Origin of the sequence: Microbacterium horticulturae (assembly GCF_029094505.1) — a bacterium.
GTDB classification, from domain to species: domain Bacteria; phylum Actinomycetota; class Actinomycetes; order Actinomycetales; family Microbacteriaceae; genus Microbacterium; species Microbacterium horticulturae.
Map to the genome: position 1 here is coordinate 2920554 of NZ_CP119108.1, position 21744 is coordinate 2942297.

Sequence of the window (21744 nt, forward strand, 5' to 3'; positions counted from 1 at the left end):
TCCACGCTGCCGACGACATGACCACACCACCCGCGAACAATGAGGTTCTCCATGAAGAGACCATTCCGCCCGACGGCGAGCCATCCATGCTCTCGCCCACCGCGTCCGCGCGCCACTCCCGTCGGCACACCGCCAATTCCGTTCGAAGGGGCGCGGAAGCCACTGCGTCCCTCTTTCCACGACTCCACCGTCGACAACCACTAAGAGGAAGGCAGGAACCATGTCGTTCCGCATCACAAAGATCGCCGCCGTCACCGTCGCGGCCGGCCTCGTCTTCAGTCTCGCCGCTTGTTCCGGCGGTCGCGGGGGCTCGGGCAATTCCGATGACGGCGCCGATGCCAACAAGGGCGCCCTGGTCGGCATCGCTATGCCGACGAAGGTCGACCAGCGCTGGATCCAAGACGGCGACAACGTCGTGAAGTACCTGAAGGAGGCCGGTTACAAGACCGACCTCGAGTACGCCAACAACGACATCCCGACGCAGGCGCAGCAGATCGAAGCCATGATCACCAAGGGCGCCAAGGTGCTTGTGATCGCCTCCATCGACGGCGGGGCGCTCGGCCAGCAGCTCGACGACGCGAAGGCGGCCGGCGTCAAGGTCATCTCTTACGACCGCCTGCTCACCGGCGACGAGAACGTCGACTATTACGCCACCTTCGACAACTTCAAGGTCGGCGTTCTGCAGGCGAACTCGTTGCTGACCGGTCTCGGTTACCTCGATGACAACGGAGAGAAGACCGGCGACAAGGGCCCGTGGCACGTCGAACTGTTCGCCGGCAGCCCCGACGACAACAACGCGACGTTCTTCTACAAGGGTGCGATGAGTATCCTGCAGCCTCTGATCGACGACGGCACCCTCGTGGTCACCAGCGGTCAGACCGACTTCAACCAGACCGCGATTCAGGGCTGGGACCCAGCGACCGCCAAGAAGCGCATGGACGACTTGCTCGCCAAGAGCTACTCGACCGGCGCGACGAGGCTCGACGGCGTGCTCTCGCCCTATGACGGCCTGTCGGACGGCATCATCGCGGCACTCGAAAGCGGCGGCTACAAGGTCGGCACCGACACGTGGCCGATCATCACCGGTCAGGACGCCGAAGTTGCCAGCGTGAAGCAGATCATCGCGGGGTCGCAATACTCGACGATCTTCAAAGACACCAGAAACCTCGCGAAGCAGGCCGTCGCGATGACCGAAGCGCTGCTGCAAGACAAGAAGCCCGAGGTCAACGACACGAAGAGTTATGACAACGGCAAGAAGGTGGTCCCCACCTATCTCCTGCCGCCGGTGGTCGTGACCAAGGCCAACTACCAGAAGGAACTCATCGACAGCGGCTACTACACCGAGGGCGACCTCAAGTAGCACCCGCCGTGCCGGGCGTCCAGCGACGCCCGGCACCCGTTCGAAGGAGACACCATGACCGAGGACGCCATCCTCGAGATGCGGGCGATCACCAAGGAGTTCCCCGGGGTCAAAGCGCTCTCAGACGTCAATCTCACCGTGCGCCGTGGTGAGATCCACGCGATCTGCGGCGAGAACGGTGCCGGCAAGTCGACCCTCATGAACGTTCTGAGCGGCGTGTACCCGCAGGGTACCTACGACGGTGACATCGTCTTCGAGGGGAATGTGTGCCGGTTCGGCAGCATCGCCGACTCAGAGAAGGCCGGCATCGTCATCATCCACCAGGAGCTGGCCTTGAGCCCGTACCTGAGCATCGCCGAGAACATCTTCATCGGCAACGAGCGCGGACGCGCGGGCTGGATCGACTGGGGCTCGACCGAAACTCTCGCACGAAGCTACCTCGAGCGCGTCGGGCTGCATGACAACCCGGCGACGAAGGCGAACGAGCTGGGTGTCGGCAAGCAGCAGCTCGTCGAGATCGCCAAGGCGCTGTCGAAGGATGTGACGTTGCTCATCCTGGACGAACCCACCGCCGCCCTCAACGACGACGACTCTGAGCGTCTGCTCGATCTGATGCTCGAGCTGAAGGGACAGGGCGTCACCAGCATCTTGATCTCCCACAAGCTCAACGAGATCAAGAAGGTCGCCGACACCGTCACGATCATTCGAGACGGGCACACGATCGAGACGCTCGATGCCGCCAGCCCCGAAGTGAACGAAGACCGCATCATCAAGGGCATGGTCGGACGCGACCTGACGCACAGATTCCCCGAGCACACACCGCATATCGGCGATGAGCTGCTGCGCATCGAAGACTGGACCGTTCACCACCCTTCCGACCGCGCGCGGGTGGTCGTCGACCATGCCAGCCTCACCGTGCACGCCGGCGAGATCGTCGGCATTGCCGGGCTCATGGGCGCGGGCCGCACAGAGCTGGCGATGAGCGTGTTCGGCCACAGCTGGGGCGTCGACATCTCGGGCACCGTGTACAAACGGGGCAAGCCGGTGAACACCCGCAGCGTGCCTGCTGCCATCCGCGCGGGCCTGGCCTATGCGACCGAAGACCGCAAGACCTATGGTCTGAATCTCATCGACGACATCGCCCGCAACGTGTCTGCAGCGGGTCTGGGCACCCTCAGCAATCGGTTCGGCTGGGTCGACGGCAACCGCGAACATGTCGTCGCCGAGCAGTACCGGCGCGACATGAACATCAAGGCGCCGTCTGTCTCCTCGATCGTCGGCAAGCTCTCCGGCGGCAATCAGCAGAAGGTGGTCCTCTCCAAGTGGATGTTCGCCGACCCCGACGTGCTCATCCTCGATGAGCCGACCCGCGGCATCGACGTGGGCGCCAAGTACGAGATCTACACGATCATCAATCGCCTCGCCGACGAGGGGAAGGGCGTCATCGTCATCTCCTCCGAGCTGCCCGAGCTGCTCGGTCTCTGCGACCGCATCTACACCCTGTCCGAAGGCGTCATCACCGCCGAGGTCCCCCGCGACGAGGCATCTCCCGAACGTCTCATGCAGAGCATGACCAAGATCCGAGAAGAGGACCACCTATGAGCACGACGCAGACGGAGGCGCGCGCACAGAAGGGAGGGCTGATCGCCAGCACTGTCTCGTACATGAGCGGGCAGCTGCGCCAGATCGGCCTGTTCATCGCACTCATCGTCATCGTGCTGTTCTTCCAGATCGTGACGCAGGGCATCACCCTGAGCCCGCGGAATGTCTCGAACCTCATCGTTCAGAACAGTTACATCCTGATCCTCGCCATCGGCATGGTGATGGTGATCATCGCGGGACACATCGACCTGTCCGTGGGTTCGGTGGTGGCCGTCATCGGCGCCCTCGCCGGTGTGTTGAACAACAAGCTGGGCTTGGACTGGGCGACCACCGTCGTCCTCTGCCTGATCGCCGGGGCGGTGATCGGCGCATGGCAGGGCTTCTGGATCGCCTATTTCCATATCGAGTCGTTCATCGTGACCTTGGGTGGGATGCTGCTGTTCCGCGGACTCGCACAGATTCTGCTCCACAACACGCAGATCTCGCCGTTCGACGACGGGTTCCGCGCAATCGGATCCGGTTTCCTCCCAGACCTGGGCGGAGGAACCTCCTACCTCGAACCGCTCACCATGATCCTGGGGATCGGGGCGGTCATCGCTCTCATCGGCATGAGCGTCCGTTCTCGTCGTTCCCGTGCGAAGAACGGTTTGACGCTCGAGCCGCTGGGCTGGTTCACCCTGAAGACGGTGTTCATGGCGGTGCTCATCCTCGGAATCGCGTGGTTGCTGGCGAGCTACCGCGGCACCCCCGTGGTGCTCGTCATCCTCGGCGTGCTGGTCGTCGCGTACTCGGCGGTGATGGCGAACAGCGTGTTCGGACGCCACGTGTATGCGCTGGGCGGCAACAAGCGTGCAGCACAACTGAGCGGCGTGAAGACCGACCGGGTCAGCTTCCTCCTTTTCGTGAACATCGGTGTGCTGTCGGCTCTGGCGGGCCTTGTCTTCACGGCACAGCTGAACCTGGCCGGTCCGAGCGCCGGAAACGGGTTCGAACTGGATGCCATCGCCGCTGTCTTCATCGGCGGGGCCGCCGTGAGCGGCGGCATCGGCACCATCGGCGGAGCGATCGTCGGTGGCCTCATCATCGGTGTGCTCAACAACGGCATGACGATCATGGGCGTGGGCACCGAGTGGCAGGAATTCATCAAGGGACTCGTGCTGCTGGCAGCGGTGGCCTTCGACGTCGTCAACAAGCGACGCGGCGCCCGTCAAGGATGACCTGATGGGAGGGGTGGATGCCGCGGCATCCACCCCTCCGTCCGTCAGAAGAGCAGGTACACGGCGCCGATGACGGTGAGCGCGATCACGATCCGCTCGAACAGCTGCTGGCTGATCCGCCCGGCGATCCACCGACCGAACAAGGCCGCCGCGACAACCACCGGCACCAGGATGAGGTCGATGAGCACTCCTTGCGGAGTGATCAGTCCGAGAAAGATGGAGAACGGCAGCTTCGTGACGTTCACGATGGCGAAGAACCATGCGGTGGTGCCGAGGAACGCCTTGACCGGGAAGCGCCCTGCGATGAAGTACATCGACATGACGGGACCGGCGGCGTTCGCGACCATCGTGGTGAATCCGCCGAGCGAGCCGTAGACCGCGGCGGCGACGCGGTGAGCGCGTGGCCCGGTGCCGGGCTCATGGCCCCGCCACCTCCGCAAGAGCGTCACCGCCACGACGGCGAGCAGGATCACCGCGATCATGCGGCGCACCCACGCGTCGGAGGCGAAGGCGAGGAAGACCGCGCCACCGATGAGGCCGACCACCACCGCGGGCGCCAGCCGCAGCAGCGTGCGCAGATCGGCGTGGCGCCGATAGGCCAGCAGCGCGAACACATCGCCGACGATGAGCAGCAGCAGGATCGTCCCCGTCGACTGTCTCGCCGGCAGCACCGCCGCGAACAGCGCCACCGCGAGCGTTGCGGCCCCCGGAAGGGCGGCCTTCGAGAGGCCGATGACCGCGGCGCCGACCGCGAGAGCGACCCACGCGAGGACGCTCAGATCAGACAGGGGCACCCGCTTACGCTAGCGTGCGCGTGGCGAGATGCCGCCGCGCCGACGACCTCGTGAGATCACGTACGACCTCGCGAGATAAGGTACGACCTCGCGAGAACACGCCTGTGCACGCCCGAAGCGCGAAAAAGCGTGCACAGGCGTGTTCCCGCGTGAAGGCGTCCGCGGCCCACGCACCGTCAAGGCGCCGCGGCGTACGCAGGGTCCGGGCGCCGGCGGCGCCCGCCTCAGTCCAGGAAGATGTCGGGGAAGAGCTCGCTGTCGGGCGTGCCCGGCACGGCTGCATACCCCGACAGGTCGGTGACGCCGGCCGCGGCCAGCACGTCTTCGACGATCAGGCTCTGGCCCGTGTACGAACGCGCCGGCTGCGTGAGCACCGCATAGGCCGCGTCGGCGTAGATCTCGGGCGTGCGGCTGGCCTTCATCATCCGGTCTCCGCCGAGCGCGAACTGCACCGCCGCGGTCGCGATCGTGGTCCTGGGCCACAGTGTGTTGGCGGCGATGCCCTGCTCGGCGAACTCCGCGGCCATGCCCAACGTGGCCATGGTCATCCCGTACTTGGCCAGCGTGTAGCCGGTGTGGGCGCCCAGCCAGCGCGGCGTGATGTTCAACGGCGGCGACAGCGACAGGATGTGGGGGTTCTCGGCCTCCTGCAACATGGGGATCGCGGCGCGCGAGAGCATGAACGTGCCGCGCACGTTGACGTCCTGCATGAGGTCGTACTTCTTGGCCGAGAGGTCCAGCGAGCCCGACAGATCGATCACGCTCGCGTTGTTGATCACGATGTCGATGCCGCCGAACTCGCCCTGTGTCTTCAGCACGGCGCCGGCCACGTCGTCGTCGCTGCGCACATCGCCGACGATCGGCAGGGCATGGCCCCCAGCATCCCGAATCTGCTCGGCAGCCGTGTGCACGGTGCCCTCGAGCTTCGGGTGGGGTGTGTCGGTCTTGGCCAGCAGCGCGATGTTGGCACCGTCGCGCGCGGCGCGCAGGGCGATGGCCAGCCCGATGCCGCGGCTGCCGCCCGACAGGAGAATGGTCTTTCCGGCGAGGTCGGTCATGTCGTTTCTCCTTGCGTCGTCAGCGCTTCGCGAACGCCTGGATGCGGGCCCGTGCTTCGGGGGTGTCAAACGAGGCGCCGATCGAGCGCGCCTCCTCGCTGAGTTGCTCGGCGAAGGTGCGGGTCGGCTGCGAACGCACCAGGCGCTTGGCCTGTCCGTAGGCGCGATACGCACCGGCGAGCCAGAAGTGCGCGACCTCGTCGGCGCGCTCGCCGACCGCGTCAGGGGCGACCACCTCGGCCACGAGCCCCCAGTCGAGGGCTTCGTCAGCCGACAGCATCCGGTCTTGCAAGACGAGCTGCAGCGCCCGCCGCTCGCCGACCGCCCGCGCCAGCTGCGCACTGACCGACAGGTCGGGCGTCAGCCCGATGTTCGCGTAGAGACTGCCGAGCTTCGAGTTCTCGCCGATGATCGCGTAGTCGCTGGCCATCAGGATGCCCAGCCCTCCCCCGGCCGTCGTGCCCTGCGCCGCAGCGACGACAGGGACCGCCGACTCGGTGAGTGCCCGGATGCCGGAGTTGATGACCTCGGCCAGCTCGGTCAGCGTGCTGCCCGCGCTCATGCCCTCGGCCATCTCGCGCACGTCGCCGCCCGCACAGAAGGCGCGGCCCGCGGCATCCACCACAATGGCACCGACGTCGTCACGGCTCGTGGCCTCGCGGGTGGCGTCAGCCCACGCGTGCGCCGTCTCGGCGTCGAACGCGTTGAGGCGTTCGGGTCGATTGAGGGTGATGCGGGCGAGCCCGTTCTCGATGCGCAGGAGGACGGCGTCGCTCATCGCGGAGCCATCCGGATCGCGCCGTCGAGACGGATCGTCTCGCCGTTCAGATATCCGTTGTCGATGATGGCGAGGGCCAGTTTCGCGTATTCGGCGGGCGTGCCCAGGCGTGCGGGGTACGGCACCTGCTCGCCGAGCGAGTCCTGGGCGGCCTGCGGCAGGCCGGCGAGCATCGGAGTCTCCATGATGCCCGGCGCGATCGTGCACACGCGCACGCCGTAGCGCGCCAGTTCACGCGCGATCGGCAGCGTCATAGCGTGCACGCCGCCCTTGCTGGCGGAGTACGCCGGCTGGCCGATCTGTCCTTCGAAGGCGGCCACCGACGCGGTGTTGATGATGACGCCGCGGTCGCCCGATTCGGTCGGGTCGTTCTTGGTGAGGGATGCCGCGGCCTGCGAGATCACGTTGTAGGTGCCGATCAGGTTGACCTGGATGACCTTCGCGAACGCCGACAGCGGCGACGGGTTGCCGTCGCGGTCGAGCACCTTGGCCGGCGGAGCGATGCCCGCGCAGTTGACGACGACGCGCAGCGGAGCGGCATCGGCGGCCACGGTGACCGCGTTCGCGACCTGCTCGGGGTCGGTGACGTCGGCGGCGGCGAACGTGCCCTCCAATTCGGCGGCGATCTCGGCGCCCGCCGAGGTGGGCAGGTCCACGATCGTGACCTTCGCCCCCTGCGCGGCCAGGGCGCGGGCGGTGGCCAGGCCCAGTCCGCTCGCACCGCCCGTGACAAGGGCGGCAGCGTGGCTGATCTGCATGTGTTCTCCTTCGAACTTCGGCTTTCGAACGGCCCCGGAAGAGGCGCCGGCTTCGGCATCCGGTGCCAGCTTACGCGAGACTGCGTCTCGCGCTCGCCGGTTCGAGTCCACCCCAGGCTAGCCCGTGCGGGTGTTGACTGGGCATATGGAGATCCGCACCAAGCGCGTGTACGACGAGCCCGCGGCATCCGACGGCTACCGCGTTCTCGTGGACCGCCTCTGGCCGCGCGGCCTGTCGAAGGAGAAGGCCGATGTCGACCTGTGGGCCAAACAGGTCGCGCCGTCCGCCGAGCTGCGCAAGGCCTTCCATCACGAGGACATGCCGTTCGACGACTTCGTGACCGCGTACCGCGCCGAGCTTGCCGCGAATGCGAGCGCGGTCGACGAGCTGCGCGGCGAGATCGCCGGGCACAAGGTCGTCACACTGCTGTATGCGATGAACGACACCGAGCACAACCACGCGGGGCTGCTGCGCGACGCGCTCGAGGGGTAGCGGCTCCGCCCACCGCAGAGAGGCCATGTTCAAAACTCAGCCATTCCGCGGCATCGGAGGTCTGACCGCGGCGTGTCCGCGGCGCGACAGCGGGTTCTTGATGAGTTCTGAACACCGGAAGGGTGGATGCGAACGTATACCGCCGCCGCGTCGACGGCCGTCATCGTTGCTGGGCGGCCGAGTGGCGGTACGACGAGGCAGTCATCCGCCTTGAAGCGCTCTGGCGCTCCTGGGAGCATTTGCGGCAGGATGCCGCAACCGGGATCAGCGTGTGGTGGCGCGATCACGCTGACCACCACATGGCAGTGCTGATGGACCCTGATGGGCCATTCGCGGCCGCGGACCACACCGACAGCGCCAACCACTGCAAGAAGGGCGAACCATTGCCGTACGCACCACCGCCGGCCGGAGTATTCCCGGACGTTCCGAGTCACACGGCTGAGCCGACTATGGAGAATCTCGCACTCACGCAACAACCGGCGCAATCTCAGGACTGAGACCGGCCGATATCTGTAGACCGCTCAGCACTCTCGCTCCACACTTCGGTTCCGCCACCAACAGTCGACGAGCTCGTGAACGCGAGCACGACCGCAAGGAACCCCAAGAAGATCGGCACCGCAGCTCGAACAAATGTTGAGAGAGCCGTGACGGGCAAAAAGGGCGTCGACATGTCGGGCGGCACACTCACCAGAGCCACGAGCACGGCGATCGTAACCACAGCCTGCGCCAGGAGCGCCCATGCCGGTGCCCATCGCCATCTCGCCGGCAAGTGCGTCGCCCGTCCGATCTGAACCACCACCACCAAGGAGATCGCCAGGGTCACCAGGTCCAACGGGCTGACAAGGCCAAGTGGAACCGTCGCCCGGTCCAGCAGCCCCATTGTCTGGACGATCGAGAGCGCGAGGATCCAGCCCGCAAGAACGAAAAGCGCGATGGTTCCGAGACGCCGGCCGCGGAACAGATTCTGCGCAACGCGACCATTCAGAGCCAGCACAGCCAGGCCTCCCGCGTAGAGGATCGCTGAGAGAAGCGACCTCCCCGGAAATGCCGGTAGAGCAAACTCGACCGGAGACGAGGCAGCGAGCATCGAGCCCGCCCAGAGATACGAATTCTTCGACATCACCACGCTTCTTCCGTCAAGCCCTGAGTATCGACTGTATCGACTGTATCGACAGAACCTCACTGTATCGACGACTCCCGGCACATGCCGCCTTCAGATAATTCGGCCATCCGGGGGGCAAGGCTCTCCACACTCTTTTCCTGCGCGGCTCAAAGGTTTCCCTTGCGAGAGATCTGTTCTTGGTGGTAGTCCCTAATTGACAATGTTCGCGCCGAACAACAAGCAGGAGAGGTTGGCATGGGGATCAAATCAAAGAGTGCGAAGGTACTCGGTGTGCTGGGAGTCCTAATCGTCGCAACAGCATTGGGCACTGCAGCGGATGCGCACACAGCCACGGGCGCAGATAACGCGCTAGCGCGAGGGGCGGCAGCGGCCGATGCCGCGGGTTACATCGTCGTCGGCCCTTCGGACGCCCAGGTGGCCGGAGATGCAACCTTCTATCCCACCGGGCCGATTAGTGACGACACGCTGGTCGTCATCAAGGACTCGGACGGGAACCTGCCGGGCGGCCTCACGACGAGCGACCTTCAGACGCTCGTCCAGCAGAAACGCGCCGGAACGCTCACGACCTCAGCAGACGAAACCACCGCGCCATCATCCGTCGTTACGCCCCTCACCACCTACTATTCATGGTCTGCAACCTCCTTTCAGTGGTCGGGTAGCTACGCGGGTGGCTCTCTGATCGGCTGGGACGACTCCGCGACCGCAACGTACTATTTCAGAACAAAAGACGCGACTTCTGAGACCGCGGCAGGAGACGGTATCGGCTACTACCGCGGATACAACGGATCCACATTCGGCACATGGTCTAGCTGGTATGCACTGGGAAATGCTGGTACCAGTGGGCACACGAAGGCCGGTATCCCATGGGGGAACGTAGCCGCGGTTAAGAAATTCGAGGCGTTGTGTACTACGTCGACGGCCTGTTTCGGGGACTTCAACTAACACTCCCGCTGCGAGTGAGAGAGGGGGTTTCGCTGTTCGCTGTCACAGCTCCGCCTCGGTGTCGCTGTGCCGCGCGCCGGCGACGACGCCGTGGTGCCGACGATTGAACACCTCCTCGTACACGTCATCCTCGATGAGCCCGCGACGTCGAGCGTCGCTAACCTCGGACCACGTACCGGGCGGATCAACGATTAGCGAGTCACAGCCATCCGTATGCCCACCCTTCACATAGGGGAACCGCACGAGCTCGTCGACGAGCTTCGCCCTGTCAACGAAGCCAGCGGCGTACCGCTCGCAAATCTCGTACGGCGTCGCACCGGAAAAACCATCCAGGGGCATCGCTACCTTCGCTGCCGTGCGCAGCGCGCTCAGAACAGACGGCTGCGCGATCCCGAGCCACCTGGAAATATCCCGCTGACTGTAGCCACGCTCTCCAAGCCGGCGCAGCTCGCGTCGATAGTCCAGCTCGTCGATCTCCTTCCGACGTCGCGCCAATACTGCTGCACGCGCCTCAACCGGAACCTCTACGATCGTCACGACGACCACCTCCTATAGAACATTCTATCAGGCTGGTATAGATAGGGCTATCGGCCGAGCGCTCGGCGCACGCTGGAGGCTCCGACGCCCAGCACGCGAGCGATGCTCTCCCAGCTGTGGTGCTCGGCGCGCATGCGCTCGGCCACGGCAACACGCTCCGCGGTCATCACGGTAGGCCGGCCACCGATACGGCCTTGGGTGCGTGCATAGTCCAGACCGCGCAGGGTGTTCTCCCTGATCGTGTCCACGCGCAGCTGCGCAAACACGGCCACGATTCCGAACAGCGCCCGCCCCATGGGCGAGGTCGTGTCAATCAGTGGTTCGGTGAGGCTGACGATGTTTACGCCACGGTTGTCGAGGTCGTGCAGCGTCTCGATCAGGATGCGTTCGCTGCCGGCCAGCCGATCCAGTCGCCGCACCTTCAGGATGTCGCCCGGCCTCAGATAGTCGAGGCAGGCCACCCACTGCGGCCGGTCGATGATGCGGCTCGACTGCCCGTGGTCGACGAACACGCGCGAGCATCCCGCGGCGCGCAGTTCTGCCTCTTGCGCGTCCGGGTTCTGGTCTCGCTTGGAGACCCGGGCGTAGCCGATCACATTGCTCATGCCGAAAACGGTACAGCGCGGTTTTGACGCAGCTTCGGTTTCGGCAACCTATTTCGGCAGAGACTTCCCGGGCGTGTCGCAGCTTCGGCCAGAACCCGCCTTAATCGACCGGTAACGGCGGCAGATTTCGCTGTGTTCTCGCCGAACCCGCGCCTATTGACAAGGGAAGGCTCCGAGAGGACCATCAACAACAATGTTGTGGTCCTGTACGCGGCTGCATACGCTGTGGGACCCGAGTCATCACGCCCTGGAGGAGAAGATGCGCCCACGTTCGATAGCCGTTCGATGGATGGCGGGAGCATTTGTTGCGGGGCTGCTGCTCACTGCTGCTCCATTCGCAGCGACCGCTGGAACCGCAACGTCCGCGGAGGCCGCGTACTCCGTCGGCGGCCACGCGTACAACAATCAAGCGATGATAGCCACCAGTACGACAGGGGCGGCGGGGGCGGGGAGCGCTACCGCATACACCATTGTTTCAACCCAAACTGGATCGGTGCCAGCAGGGTATATGGGGGCGCGGGCGAGGATGTTTAACTCGTCTGGAACTCTCCTTCAAGAGAGCGCGATCAAGTACAACGCCGTTAACAACACGTCTTATATGTCGGTACTAACCAGTAAGACCGGTCATGGCGTTCGGCAGAGTTGGGGCGTCACCTGGGGGTGGAAGGGTTCCAGCTACGGGGCGTTCTATACATACAAGTCTCCGTATCAGAACTCGTGAGAGGAAAGATCGTCATGAAGACAAAGTCAATCGTTTTCCTCTCGCTCGGGGCGGCACTTGCGCTGTCGGCAGGCCTTGCTTCGGGGGCCGCCATCGGCGGTATCCAACCGGATACCGCGCCCCCGCCAACACCCACGCCCGTGGCTTACCCAGAGAACTCGAACGGCTTGACCTTCGGATCAGCCATGGATGCGCCCTCGCCCGATTTTGAGCCAGATCTGATCCGCGTCGAAGCAACGAACGGTCGTGAAGGGTACGTGTACAAAAGCGACCTGGACGAAGCTGATGGTTCGGCCGCTGCCGAGAGTTTCAAGTCACCGGATGAAGCCGTTGCGTGGCAAGAAGAACGCGAAGCGCAGGAGTTGCGAGATGGGCCGCTAGCGGTGGCGGTGTATGCCGAGGATGGAAAGACAGTCATCGGAAAGTTCGAGATCTCAATAGCCGAAGTGGAAGTAAAGTAGCCACGGAAGCCGTTCGGCGGGTTGATCGAACGCTGACACGATCTCGCTGCATTCCGACGCGGCCGCCAAGTGGCACCGTCCTCCGAGGACCGCAATGTCGCGCGCGTCTAATGCTCGCGCGCGGTGGCTGCCGCCCAGCATCGGGGGTATTGGTCGTGAGATGAACACGCAGGACGACGCACTCCGCGGCCGATGGACGTGGCCGGGCCGCGGCATCCCGAATCAGCCGGCCGACCGCCAGCGGGCGCGGGATTCGCCGCTCTTCAGCGTGCAGCGCATGGCCGTGCCCTTCACCGTGACGCCGCGTGCGCCCTCGGGCGTGCAGAACGAGCCCGCGCCGTGCCGTCGACCGCCGGGGAGGTGGATGCCACCGGCCCGGCCGTCTGCGTCGGTGTGGCCGTCTGCGTCGGTGTGGCCGTCGGGGCCGGGGTGACGGTCGGCGTCGCGGTTGTCGTCGGCGTCGCGCTCGGCGTCACGGTTGTCGTGGGCGTCGCGGTCGGCACACTGGGCGGCGGCGTAGCGATGCCCGCGGCTACCTCCTCATCGAACCCGCAGCCGGCGAGTGCCAGCACCAATGATGCAGTGGCCGCCGCCACTCCGACAGCCCGCGGGAACGCCCCACGTGTCACCGACCACTCCGCCCAAACAATGAGAACCATCTCATTTTAGGCGAGCGTCGTTCCTCGCGCCTCCCGAGGCGGCATCCACCGTCCCCCCGCTACGCCCGAGGGGCGCCGGGCTCGACACGCCGAAACGGCCGGGGCTTTCGCCCCGGCCGTTTCGCGTCGTCGCCGCTCAGTCGAGCGCGTCCTTGACGTCGTCCTTCACGCCTTCGGCCGCCTTCTTCATGCCGGCCTTGGCCTGGTCGAACTTGCCTTCGGTCTCAAGGCTCTCGTCGTCCGTCGCCTTGCCGGCGGCTTCCTTGCCCTTGCCCTTGAGGTCTTCTGCTTCGTTCTGGATCTTGTCGTCGATGCCCATACTGGCCTCCTTCGTCTTGTCGTCGGCTTCCACGCGACTCGGTTTCCGCCCGACGTGGACTCATTCCAGCCGACGGCAGCGGCACCGGCGAGGGGCTTGACGTGAGCCGCTTGCCGTGAGAGAGCGGCGTGCTCCGGTGGCTGGGCACACGCGCATGCCGGGCAGGATAGAGCTCATGTCGATCCCCGTCGAGCCGCTTCCGATCCCCCGACGCGTGCGTGCGCTCGCGCGTGGCGCCGCGCTCACCCCGGTGTGGGCGAACAAACTCGGCGGGCTCACCTTCCGCACGGACGACGGCCGATACATCAAGTGGTGGCCGCGGAATCTGGAAGTGGATGCCGCAGCCGAAGCCGAGCGCCTGGCCTGGGCGGGTGCGTACACCCGCGTGGCCCAGGTCCTGACCGTCGGGCACGATGCGACCGAGGAGTGGCTGGTAACCGAGGCGATCGACGGCCGCTCGGCGGTCGATCCGCGCTGGATCGCCGACCCTGCGACCGCCGTGCGCGCGCTCGGCGCCGGCCTCCGGGCTCTGCACGACGCCCTGCCCGTAGAGACGTGTCCGTTCGACTGGGGCGTCCCTGCGCGCATCGCGAATGCCGCGGGCCGCGGCATCCACGTTCCCGCTGCGCTGCGCACGCCGCCGCCGATCGATGCGCTGGTCGTCTGCCACGGCGACGCATGCTGCCCGAACACGCTGCTGGACGACGCCGGCGACCCCGTCGCGCACGTCGACCTGGGCGCCCTCGGTGTCGCCGACCGCTGGGCGGACATCTCCGTCGCCTCGATGAGCACCCGGTGGAACTACGGGCCGGGATGGGAGAACGCTCTCATCGCGGCGTACGGCATCGAGCCAGATCCCGAGCGTCTGGCCTACTACCGCGACCTCTGGGACGCGACGTGAGGTCGGTGAACGAAGCGGAGGCTCATGCCGCCTCTGGCGTCGCGGCGGCGAAGCGCTCGCGAGAACACGGCCGTGCACGCCCTCCCCGCCTCACACCGTGCACAAGCGTGCGCTCGCGAGAACACACCCGTGCACGGTGTGAGGCGCAGACACCGACCCCCGCTCACAGCGTCCAGACGAACGTCCAGCTGCCGACGGCGACGGCGATGGTGATGGATGCCGCGGCCACGACGACCGCGATCGCCACGAGCACCGCATCCCGCGGGCGCAGACGCGAGGGCCGCGCCCAGCTGCGTGCGCCGGGGGCGCCGAAGCCGCGCGCCTCCATGGCGGTGGCGAGCTTGGTGCCGCGCCGGATCGCGAGGACGAACAGCGCGAACGCCTGCCCGAGGAACCGGCGGATGCGCCCGGAGTCGGCGACGCCCCGCGCGCGACGCGCGAGCGACAGCTCGCGCCAGTCGTCGACCAGCAGCCCGACAAGGCGCAGCCCGGCCAGCGCCCCCAGCACGAAGCGCGACGGCAGGCGCAGCAGTTGTGAGAGCCCGTCGGCGAGGTCGGTCGGATCGGTGGTCGACAGCAGCACGATGGCCGGCAGCGAGATCGCCAGCACGCGCAACAGGATCGCCAGCGCGAGTTGCAGCGAGCCATCGCTGATGTGCACGAGCCCCCACTGCGCATAGGTCTGCCCCGAGGGCCGTCCATACAGCACCGTCGCGGCCGAGGCAATGACGGCGGCGAGCAGGAGCGGCCAGGCGCGCAGCCACAGCATTCGTGCCGGAAGCCCGGCGAACGGCATCAGGACGAGCACGCCCGCCAGGGTCACCCCGGCCGAGACCGGGTCGATCGACAGCAGCAGCGTCACCGTCAGCGGGAGAGTGGCGAGCAGTTTCGCCACGGGGTTGAACGAGGCGACGCGAGCGGCGGGGTCCGGCGCAAGGACGCTCATCGCACACCGCCCGGGGCCAACGCCGCATCCAACCGCAGCTCGTCGTCCGCAAGCGCGTCGACCAGCCCGGGGTCGTGCGTCACGAAGACGACGGCGGTGCCGGCATCCCGCACCTCATCGATGAGGTCGGCGAGTTCGCGCCACGTGCGGGCATCCTGCCCGTAGGTCGGCTCGTCGAGGACGAGCACGCGCGGACGCGTGGCGAGGGCGGCGGCCACCGTGAGGCGGCGCTTCTCGCCGCCCGAGAGGGTGAACGGGTTGACGGCCGCGAGCCGGGCCAGCCGCAGGCGCTCCAGAAGAGGATCGACGCGGGCCGCCAGCGCGTCGCCGTCGATGCCCAGGGCGCGCGGGCCCACGGCGAGCTCATCGCGCACGCGGGCGGTCAGCAGCTGGTGCTCGGGCTCTTGGAAGACCATGCCGATGCGGGTCAGAAGCTCGCGCGAGCGCCAGCGGACCGGATCCGGCCCGGCGCCGTCGCGCAGCGCTTCGGTGGCGACAAGTCCACCCCCGGCGTGCGGCAGCAGACCGGCGACGGTCAGCGCGAGCGTCGATTTTCCGGCGCCGTTGGGTCCGGTCAGCGCCAGGGCCCGGCCCGCATCGACCGACAGATCGATTCGGGACGCCACGACCCGCGGCATCCGCTGCCCGAACGCCCGGCGGCCGACCGCCAGCCCGCGCGCCTCGAGCAGCCGGTCTCCCCCGGTGCTGCGACGCGGCCGCGGCGAGCGCCAGGGCTCAGCGCCCGGCACCCAGACGCCGGCCTCGGTCAGCTCGCTGCCGAACCGCGCGAACACCTCGCCGGGGGCGCCGTCGGCGATCAGCCCTTCGTCACCCAGGACGATGACCCGATCCATATGCGCTGCCCACAGATCGACCCGATGCTCGACGACCACGAGGGTCGCCCCGCGGGTTGCCGACAGCACGGCGTCGCGCACCGACACCGCGCCCTCGGGGTCGAGATTGGCGGTCGGCTCGTCGAGCAGCACGAGGCCGGGCTGCATGGCGAGGATGCCCGCCAAGGCGAGCCGCTGCTTCTGCCCGCCCGACAGTTGCGCGGTGGGGTGGTCGCGGCCGACCGACAGACCGACGGCGTCGATCGCGGCATCCACTCGCTTCCAGATCTCGTCACGGGGAACGCCGAGGTTCTCGCAGGCGAACGCGATGTCGTCGCCGACGCGGGCGAGCACGACCTGCGCATCCGGATCCTGCAGGACCAGCCCGGTGCGTCCGCGGGCCGACGCCGGGTGCGCCCCATCGACCAGGAGCGAGCCGGTTTGCTCGCCGTCCTCCTCGTCGCCGAGCACCCCGGCCAACGCGCGCAACAGCGTGCTCTTGCCCGCGCCGCTCGCGCCCAGCAGCAGCACCCGCTGACCGGCGGGGATGTCGAGATCGAGCCCCGACACCGCCCACCGGCGGCGCCCCGCGTGCCGCCAGCCCCATCCGCGTGCGGTGGCGACGGCGGGGCGCAACGAGTCGGCCATGGTCGGCCTCTACGCGGCGTCGGCGGGGGCGCTCTCCCGCTCACGGGAGCGCGCCTCCCGACCGGCACCGAAGCGGTCGAGCGCGCCGGTGGCGGCAAGAGCCCGCACGATCAGCCAGGAGACGAACCCGGCAAGCACGATGCCCGACACGATGGCGGCGATGAAGTAGACGGCACGGAACGGCAGCGCCTGGGCGGCGACCGAGGAGAAGTTCGTGTCGAGGATCGCCGTGGACAGGCCCGCGATCGCGCCCGACAGCAGGGCGCCGAGCAGGCGCCAGTTGCGGTAGAGCAGCAGCGCGAAGCCGATCTCGGCGCCCAGGCCCTCGATCACACCCCAGATGAAGGTCTCGGGCCCCCACTGCGTGCCGACCGCCATCGACACGACGGCCGCGACGATCTCGGTGTACAGCGCGGCGCCGGGCTTGCGGATCACCAGCCCACCGAGCACGCCGGCGAACAACCAGCCGCCCGCGAGCAGACCCTCGGCCCCCGGCAGAAACGCGAGAGCGGTGGACAGCGGGGTCCAGGCCTGACCCCAGATCCAGAAGACGACGCCGGCGGCGACGCCGATCACGCTGGCCACGACGATGTCGACGACTCTCCAGCGATGCTTCGGCGTGGTGGAGGCGGATGCGGTTGTGTGCATTGAAACTCCCTTCCTGCGCTGGCATGACCCAGATCAGGTTCGACGGTCGAAGCGTTGGCGCTTCCTCTCAGCCCGGCACACCGGACTCCCGTGGTTGTGTGGTCGAGTATAGCCGCGGCGACAGCCCTCGGACCCGGCTGAAAGCCGCAGCCCACCGAGGGAGATGAGGCCGAATGGCCCATCTCTCCCATGGCCCGTTGAGAGGCGCGTCCGGTAGTTTGGGCTGGTGAACACGACCGACCCGCCGACCGACGAGCCGGCGACGTCGACAACCGCAGACGGCGAGTCGGCGCTGGCATGGTGGGATGCCGCATCCCTCACCGCTTCGGCACAGTCGCTGTCTCTCGACGTGACGTCCACGGCCCAGCCCGTCGTTCCCGACCTGCTCGCCGAGCGTCCGCGCCGCTCGCCGCTGCGGCCCGGCGTGCTCGTGCCGATCGGGCTCGTGGTGGCGGTCGTCCTCGCGTACTGCGTCTCGATGGCGGTATGGCCGCTGACCGCCGTCGCCCCGACAGTGGCGAAGGCCGAGCTGCAGCCGGTCGCGGCGAAGGCCGCAGTGATCCAATGGCCCAAGGACGGGGCTGCCGGCGTCGGCGTTGAGGGTCTGGGCGACCCGGCCGCATCGACCGCCGACCAGAGCGCGATCGCCAGCATCACCAAGGTCGTCACGGCCCTCATGGTGCTCGACGAGAGCCCGGTCACTGCGAAGAAGCAGGGCCAGGAATTCGCATTCACCTACAACGACATGCTCGACTACTGGCGGTACCGGGCGCGCGGCGAGTCGGCGCTCGACGTGCCGGTCGGCGCATCACTGACCGAATACCAGGTCTTGCAGGGCATGCTGATCGGCTCGGCCAACAACTACGCGGCGCGCCTGGGGGCGACCTGGTGGGGGTCCGACGCAACGTTCGCCAGTGCCGCGAACTCGTGGCTGCACACCCGGGGAATCTCGGGCATCACGATCGCTGACCCGACCGGTTTCGACATCGGCAACACGGCGACCCCGACAGCCCTCATCGACGTGGCCGAGCTGGCGATGGCGAATCCGGTGATCGCCGGGATCGTGAAGACGAAGAAGCTCACGCTGCCCGGCGCGGGCAAGGTCGAGAACACCAACGAGCTGCTGGCCGACACGGGCGTTATAGGTCTGAAGACCGGCAGTCTCGACGGGTACAACCTGCTCGCCGCGAAGAATGTCGAGATCGACGGCACCGAGGTGCGGGTGTACTCGGTCGTGCTCAACGAGCCGACCGACAAGAAGCGCTGGTCGACGTCGCGGGATCTGCTCGCGCAGCTTGAGAAGCAGTTGCAGGAGTCGCCGTCGGTCGCCGCCGACACGACGGTGGGCACCGTGCATACGCGCTGGGGCGAGACAGTGCCGATCACGACCACCAAGGACGCCGTCGTCGTGCTGTGGAACGGCGCGTCGGCGAAGGTGACCGCAGATCTCGACCTCGGCGTCTGGGAGGCCGGCGCCAAGGCCGGCACGTTGACGGCCAGCGGGCCGCTGAACTCGTCGACGGTGTCGGTGACGCTGGGATCCGAGCTGACGGGCCCGAGCCTGTGGTGGCGGCTCACCCACCCGCTCGACCTGCTCGGGGTTGGCTGACGGGGCCGGCTGACGGGGTCGGCTGATCGGCCTCAGAACTTCCAGATGAGCGGCACGTACAGCACGGCCATCAGCAGGTAGATGAGCCCCAAAGGCAGACCGAGTCGCCAGTAGTCGCCGAACCGGTACCCACCGGGCTGCATCACCATGAGGTTCACCGGTGTCGCGATCGGGGTGAAGAAGGCGGCGGCCCCGACGACCGTCAGCCCCATCATGAAGGGTTGGATGCTGACGCCCAGAGTGTGCGAGACCGACACCGCGATCGGAACCAGGATCAGCACCGTGGCCAGGTTCGAGATGAACTGGCCGAGGACCAGCGCGACCACGCACAGCACGAGCAGCGCGAGGACCGGCGATGCCCCGCCGGTCAGTCCCAGCACGACCTTCGAGACGACGTCGGCGGCGCCCGTCGAGACGAATGCGTCTGACAGCGGGAACATGCCCGCGATGAGGATCACCGTGGTCCAGGAGATAGCGTGGTACACCTGCGGCAGAGTCAGCACCCGCGACACGATGAGCGCTCCGGCCGCCAGCAGTCCCGCGACCGCGGGCGGCAGAACCCCGGTGGCCAACAGCACGACCATGAGAGCAAGGATGGCCAGCGCCCGCTTCGCGCCGCGACCGAGCGGCACCGCACGACGCAACGTCTGAGGCTGCGTGACCGCGATGACATCGGGCGAGCGCACGTAGCGCTCCAGTGCGGCCCACGGCCCCTGCACGAGCACCGAGTCGCCGGCCTGCAGCGTGAGCTCGCCGCCGCGCACAGACGTGGCATCGACGTCGCTGCCTCCGCGGCGCACCCCGAGGATCACGAGGTCTTCTTCGCGCGTGGTCATACCCGCATAGATCGTGCGGCCCACCAGCCTCGATCGTGGCGCGATCATGACCTCGGCCGCGCCCTCCCGCGCGCTGAACAGCTGCCCGGTCTCGGCCGTGACCGCATAGCTCTCGCGCAGACGCTGGGCCGCGCGGCTCGTGTCGGGCACGTCGAGATGCTCGGGGTCGCGGCGTGGAAGCAGCCGTTCCCCGAACACCGCGGTGAACACCACCGTGAGCACGACCAGCGGAATGCCCACCAAGGCGAACTCGAAGAACCCGAATGCGCGGCCGCCGGCGTTCACCGCGGCATCCGACACCACCACGTTCACCGGCGTACCGGTCAGGGTCAGCAGAGACCCCGCGCTCGCGCCGAAGGCCAGCGGGATGAGCAGCTTCGACGGAACGATCCCCGCGCGCACCGCGACCGCGACGACAACGGGCAGCAGGGCGGCGACCGCCCCGTTGATGCTGATGAACGCCGACATCACCGCCGCGATGAGCATGACGGCGATGAGCAGGATGCCGCGGTTCGTCCCCACCCGCTCGATCACCCGCTGCCCGACCCAGGCGGTCACGCCCGTCGCGTCGAGCGATTCGCTGACCACGAACAGCGTCGCGATGAACACGACAGTCGGGTCGCCGAACCCCGACAGCGCCTCGGGAAGCGTCAGCACACCCGTCGCCCACAGAGCGAGGCAGACGCCCAGCGCGACCACCGGCAGCGCGATCCGGCCGCTCACGAACGCGATCACGGCGAGACCGAGGATGACGAAGGTGGCGATCACGGGGTCCACGCGGCGAGCCTACTCGGGCCTGTCGCGCCCGGCGGCGCCCCGCACGAAAACACCTGATCTCGCGAAAGCAGGACGATCGAGCCGCACATCGTCCTGATCTCGCGAGAACACCTGATTCCGAACCGGCGGAGTGAGGGGGTGGATGCCGCGGCCAGAGGCCGACCCGCAGCATCCACCCCCGCGCCTCCGCCCGCCCTAGGCGAAGCGCAGCGTCTGGTTCAGGCGCGTGCGTACGTCGAAGATCTCGTTGCCGCCGATCTCGGGCGCCCCGGGAATGCCCTGACGCAGCACGTTCGCCAACGAGCTGCGGGCCACCAGCGCCGTGCGCACGCCGCGTACTTTGCCGAGCTGCTCCACGGGCTGTACGACGTCGTCATCGGGCAGCACGACGATCGCCCCGCCGAAGCGCACCCGGGCTGCGCGCGCGATCGTGCGCACGCCCGCGATCAGGTCCGCGATCGGGGTTCCGGCGACGGTGTCGCCGACGAGCTCGCCCCGGCGCGTACGCACGGGACCGCCGAGGTCTTCGGAGAGAACCCCGTACAGCCCGCTGGGTGCGAGCACTATGTGGTCGACCTTCTCGTCGGGATGCCGCCCCGCGGCGACATCGTGCCAGACGGTGTATCCCATGCCGAGGTCTGCGACGATGCGCGCGGTGGCCTCTTCGGCGAGCGCATCGGCCAGCAACCGGCGGATCTCGACCGGCGCCGTCCGCACCAGCGCCGGGTCGTACGGATCGGGCAGATCGACGCCCCGCCCCGCCCACTCGCGGATCAGCGTGAGGAACTGCTCGCGCCGCCGCCCGCCAGGCTGCCCGCTCGACCGGGCGCGCGGCCGGGTGTCGGTGCGGGCCGCGGGGGCGCGCCATCCACCCCAGTCCGCCGCGGCGGAAGCCTGCCCGCCGAAGCCGTGTCCGCGGTCATACGCGGCGCGCGCATCAGCGGTTCCGATGAGCTCCCACGCGCGCTGCACCTGGATGAAGAGTGCCGCATCGCCCCCGGTGTCGGGGTGCGTCTGGCGCAGCCGCAGACGGTACGCCTTGCGCAGCACGTCGTCGTCGGCCGTCGGTTCCACGCCGAGCACCTCGTACGCGGAGGCGGAGAGAGGACTGTCGAACAC

General features: G+C 67.5%; 22 protein-coding genes and 1 riboswitch. Of the genes, 9 read left to right on the forward strand and 13 right to left on the reverse strand.

Annotated features, from left to right (window positions below; translation table 11 throughout):
- Positions 1-220: 220 nt before the first annotated feature.
- From chvE to mmsB, 3 genes are read left to right on the forward strand one after another with little or no spacing between them, the layout of a single operon-like run.
- Positions 221-1360 carry a multiple monosaccharide ABC transporter substrate-binding protein gene (gene chvE, locus PU630_RS13835; protein WP_275277637.1) on the forward strand — a complete coding sequence of 380 codons (1140 nt, stop codon included), beginning with the start codon at positions 221-223 and terminating at the stop codon, positions 1358-1360.
- Between the two features lie 54 nt (positions 1361-1414).
- Entirely contained in the window at positions 1415-2962 is a 1548-nt protein-coding gene (mmsA, locus tag PU630_RS13840; RefSeq protein ID WP_275277638.1) for a multiple monosaccharide ABC transporter ATP-binding protein, read from the forward strand.
- A complete protein-coding gene (gene mmsB, locus PU630_RS13845; RefSeq protein ID WP_275277639.1) occupies positions 2959-4179 on the forward strand; it encodes a multiple monosaccharide ABC transporter permease in 1221 nt (406 codons plus the stop codon). The genes mmsA and mmsB overlap by 4 nt, the downstream gene beginning before the upstream one ends.
- 44 nt (positions 4180-4223) lie before the next feature.
- Here the strand turns inward: mmsB and PU630_RS13850 are convergent, their stop codons facing one another.
- The 4 genes from PU630_RS13850 to PU630_RS13865 form a co-directional block, all read right to left on the reverse strand.
- Positions 4224-4967 carry a sulfite exporter TauE/SafE family protein gene (locus PU630_RS13850; protein ID WP_275280111.1) on the reverse strand — a complete coding sequence of 248 codons (744 nt, stop codon included), beginning with the start codon at positions 4965-4967 and terminating at the stop codon, positions 4224-4226.
- Positions 4968-5197: 230 nt separating this feature from the next.
- On the reverse strand, positions 5198-6031 hold the full coding sequence (locus PU630_RS13855) for an SDR family oxidoreductase (protein WP_275277640.1): 834 nt from the start codon (positions 6029-6031) through the stop codon (positions 5198-5200).
- Positions 6032-6050: 19 nt separating this feature from the next.
- Entirely contained in the window at positions 6051-6809 is a 759-nt protein-coding gene (locus PU630_RS13860; RefSeq protein ID WP_275277641.1) for an enoyl-CoA hydratase/isomerase family protein, read from the reverse strand.
- A complete protein-coding gene (locus PU630_RS13865; protein WP_275277642.1) occupies positions 6806-7567 on the reverse strand; it encodes an SDR family NAD(P)-dependent oxidoreductase in 762 nt (253 codons plus the stop codon). Before PU630_RS13865 ends, PU630_RS13860 begins: the two co-directional genes overlap by 4 nt.
- Before the next feature lie 145 nt (positions 7568-7712).
- On the opposite strand from PU630_RS13865, the gene PU630_RS13870 reads away from it, so the two are divergent.
- A complete protein-coding gene (locus PU630_RS13870) occupies positions 7713-8060 on the forward strand; it encodes a DUF488 domain-containing protein (protein WP_275277643.1) in 348 nt (115 codons plus the stop codon).
- Positions 8061-8182: 122 nt separating this feature from the next.
- Complete coding sequence (locus tag PU630_RS13875; protein ID WP_275277644.1) at positions 8183-8557, forward strand: DUF4913 domain-containing protein; 375 nt, start codon at positions 8183-8185, stop codon at positions 8555-8557.
- Here PU630_RS13875 and PU630_RS13880 read toward each other — a convergent pair.
- Complete coding sequence (locus tag PU630_RS13880) at positions 8548-9180, reverse strand: hypothetical protein (RefSeq protein WP_275277645.1); 633 nt, start codon at positions 9178-9180, stop codon at positions 8548-8550. The two genes, PU630_RS13875 and PU630_RS13880, sit on opposite strands and share 10 nt — an antisense overlap.
- A 237-nt stretch (positions 9181-9417) precedes the next feature.
- Here PU630_RS13880 and PU630_RS13885 point away from each other — a divergent pair, with 237 nt between their 5' ends.
- Positions 9418-10125: a hypothetical protein gene (locus tag PU630_RS13885; protein ID WP_275277646.1), complete on the forward strand. Its 708-nt coding sequence runs from the start codon at positions 9418-9420 to the stop codon at positions 10123-10125.
- 42 nt (positions 10126-10167) lie between these two features.
- Here PU630_RS13885 and PU630_RS13890 read toward each other — a convergent pair whose 3' ends face one another.
- Together PU630_RS13890 and PU630_RS13895 are read right to left on the reverse strand one after the other, a co-directional pair.
- A complete protein-coding gene (locus PU630_RS13890) occupies positions 10168-10662 on the reverse strand; it encodes a hypothetical protein (RefSeq protein ID WP_275277647.1) in 495 nt (164 codons plus the stop codon).
- Between the two features lie 47 nt (positions 10663-10709).
- Entirely contained in the window at positions 10710-11267 is a 558-nt protein-coding gene (locus PU630_RS13895; protein ID WP_275277648.1) for a recombinase family protein, read from the reverse strand.
- A 735-nt stretch (positions 11268-12002) separates the two neighbouring features.
- On the opposite strand from PU630_RS13895, the gene PU630_RS13900 reads away from it, so the two are divergent.
- The gene (locus PU630_RS13900) at positions 12003-12449 is read left to right on the forward strand and encodes a hypothetical protein (protein WP_275277649.1); all 447 of its coding nucleotides are present in this window, start codon (positions 12003-12005) and stop codon (positions 12447-12449) included.
- A gap of 795 nt (positions 12450-13244) precedes the next feature.
- On the opposite strand, the gene PU630_RS13905 is transcribed toward PU630_RS13900, so the two are convergent.
- Positions 13245-13427 (reverse strand): CsbD family protein, encoded by a 183-nt coding sequence (locus tag PU630_RS13905; RefSeq protein WP_275277650.1) that lies wholly within the window; start codon positions 13425-13427, stop codon positions 13245-13247.
- A gap of 175 nt (positions 13428-13602) precedes the next feature.
- Between PU630_RS13905 and PU630_RS13910 the strand changes: the two genes are divergently transcribed.
- Positions 13603-14328, forward strand: a complete 726-nt coding sequence (locus tag PU630_RS13910; RefSeq protein ID WP_275277651.1) for an aminoglycoside 3'-phosphotransferase — start codon at positions 13603-13605, stop codon at positions 14326-14328.
- A gap of 163 nt (positions 14329-14491) precedes the next feature.
- Here the strand turns inward: PU630_RS13910 and PU630_RS13915 are convergent, their stop codons facing one another.
- The 3 genes from PU630_RS13915 to PU630_RS13925 form a co-directional block, all read right to left on the reverse strand.
- Entirely contained in the window at positions 14492-15274 is a 783-nt protein-coding gene (locus PU630_RS13915) for an energy-coupling factor transporter transmembrane component T family protein (RefSeq protein ID WP_275277652.1), read from the reverse strand.
- On the reverse strand, positions 15271-16755 hold the full coding sequence (locus PU630_RS13920; RefSeq protein ID WP_275277653.1) for an ABC transporter ATP-binding protein: 1485 nt from the start codon (positions 16753-16755) through the stop codon (positions 15271-15273). Before PU630_RS13920 ends, PU630_RS13915 begins: the two co-directional genes overlap by 4 nt.
- A 9-nt stretch (positions 16756-16764) precedes the next feature.
- Complete coding sequence (locus PU630_RS13925; RefSeq protein ID WP_275277654.1) at positions 16765-17403, reverse strand: ECF transporter S component; 639 nt, start codon at positions 17401-17403, stop codon at positions 16765-16767.
- A riboswitch (TPP riboswitch) is annotated at positions 17397-17505 on the reverse strand. Its footprint overlaps the gene before it by 7 nt.
- A 124-nt stretch (positions 17506-17629) precedes the next feature.
- Here PU630_RS13925 and PU630_RS13930 point away from each other — a divergent pair.
- Positions 17630-19012 carry a D-alanyl-D-alanine carboxypeptidase family protein gene (locus PU630_RS13930; RefSeq protein WP_275277655.1) on the forward strand — a complete coding sequence of 461 codons (1383 nt, stop codon included), beginning with the start codon at positions 17630-17632 and terminating at the stop codon, positions 19010-19012.
- Between the two features lie 32 nt (positions 19013-19044).
- On the opposite strand, the gene PU630_RS13935 is transcribed toward PU630_RS13930, so the two are convergent.
- Both PU630_RS13935 and PU630_RS13940 read right to left on the reverse strand, forming a co-directional pair.
- On the reverse strand, positions 19045-20625 hold the full coding sequence (locus tag PU630_RS13935; protein ID WP_275277656.1) for an SLC13 family permease: 1581 nt from the start codon (positions 20623-20625) through the stop codon (positions 19045-19047).
- Positions 20626-20820: 195 nt separating this feature from the next.
- Positions 20821-21744, reverse strand: a complete 924-nt coding sequence (locus PU630_RS13940) for a J domain-containing protein (RefSeq protein WP_275277657.1) — start codon at positions 21742-21744, stop codon at positions 20821-20823.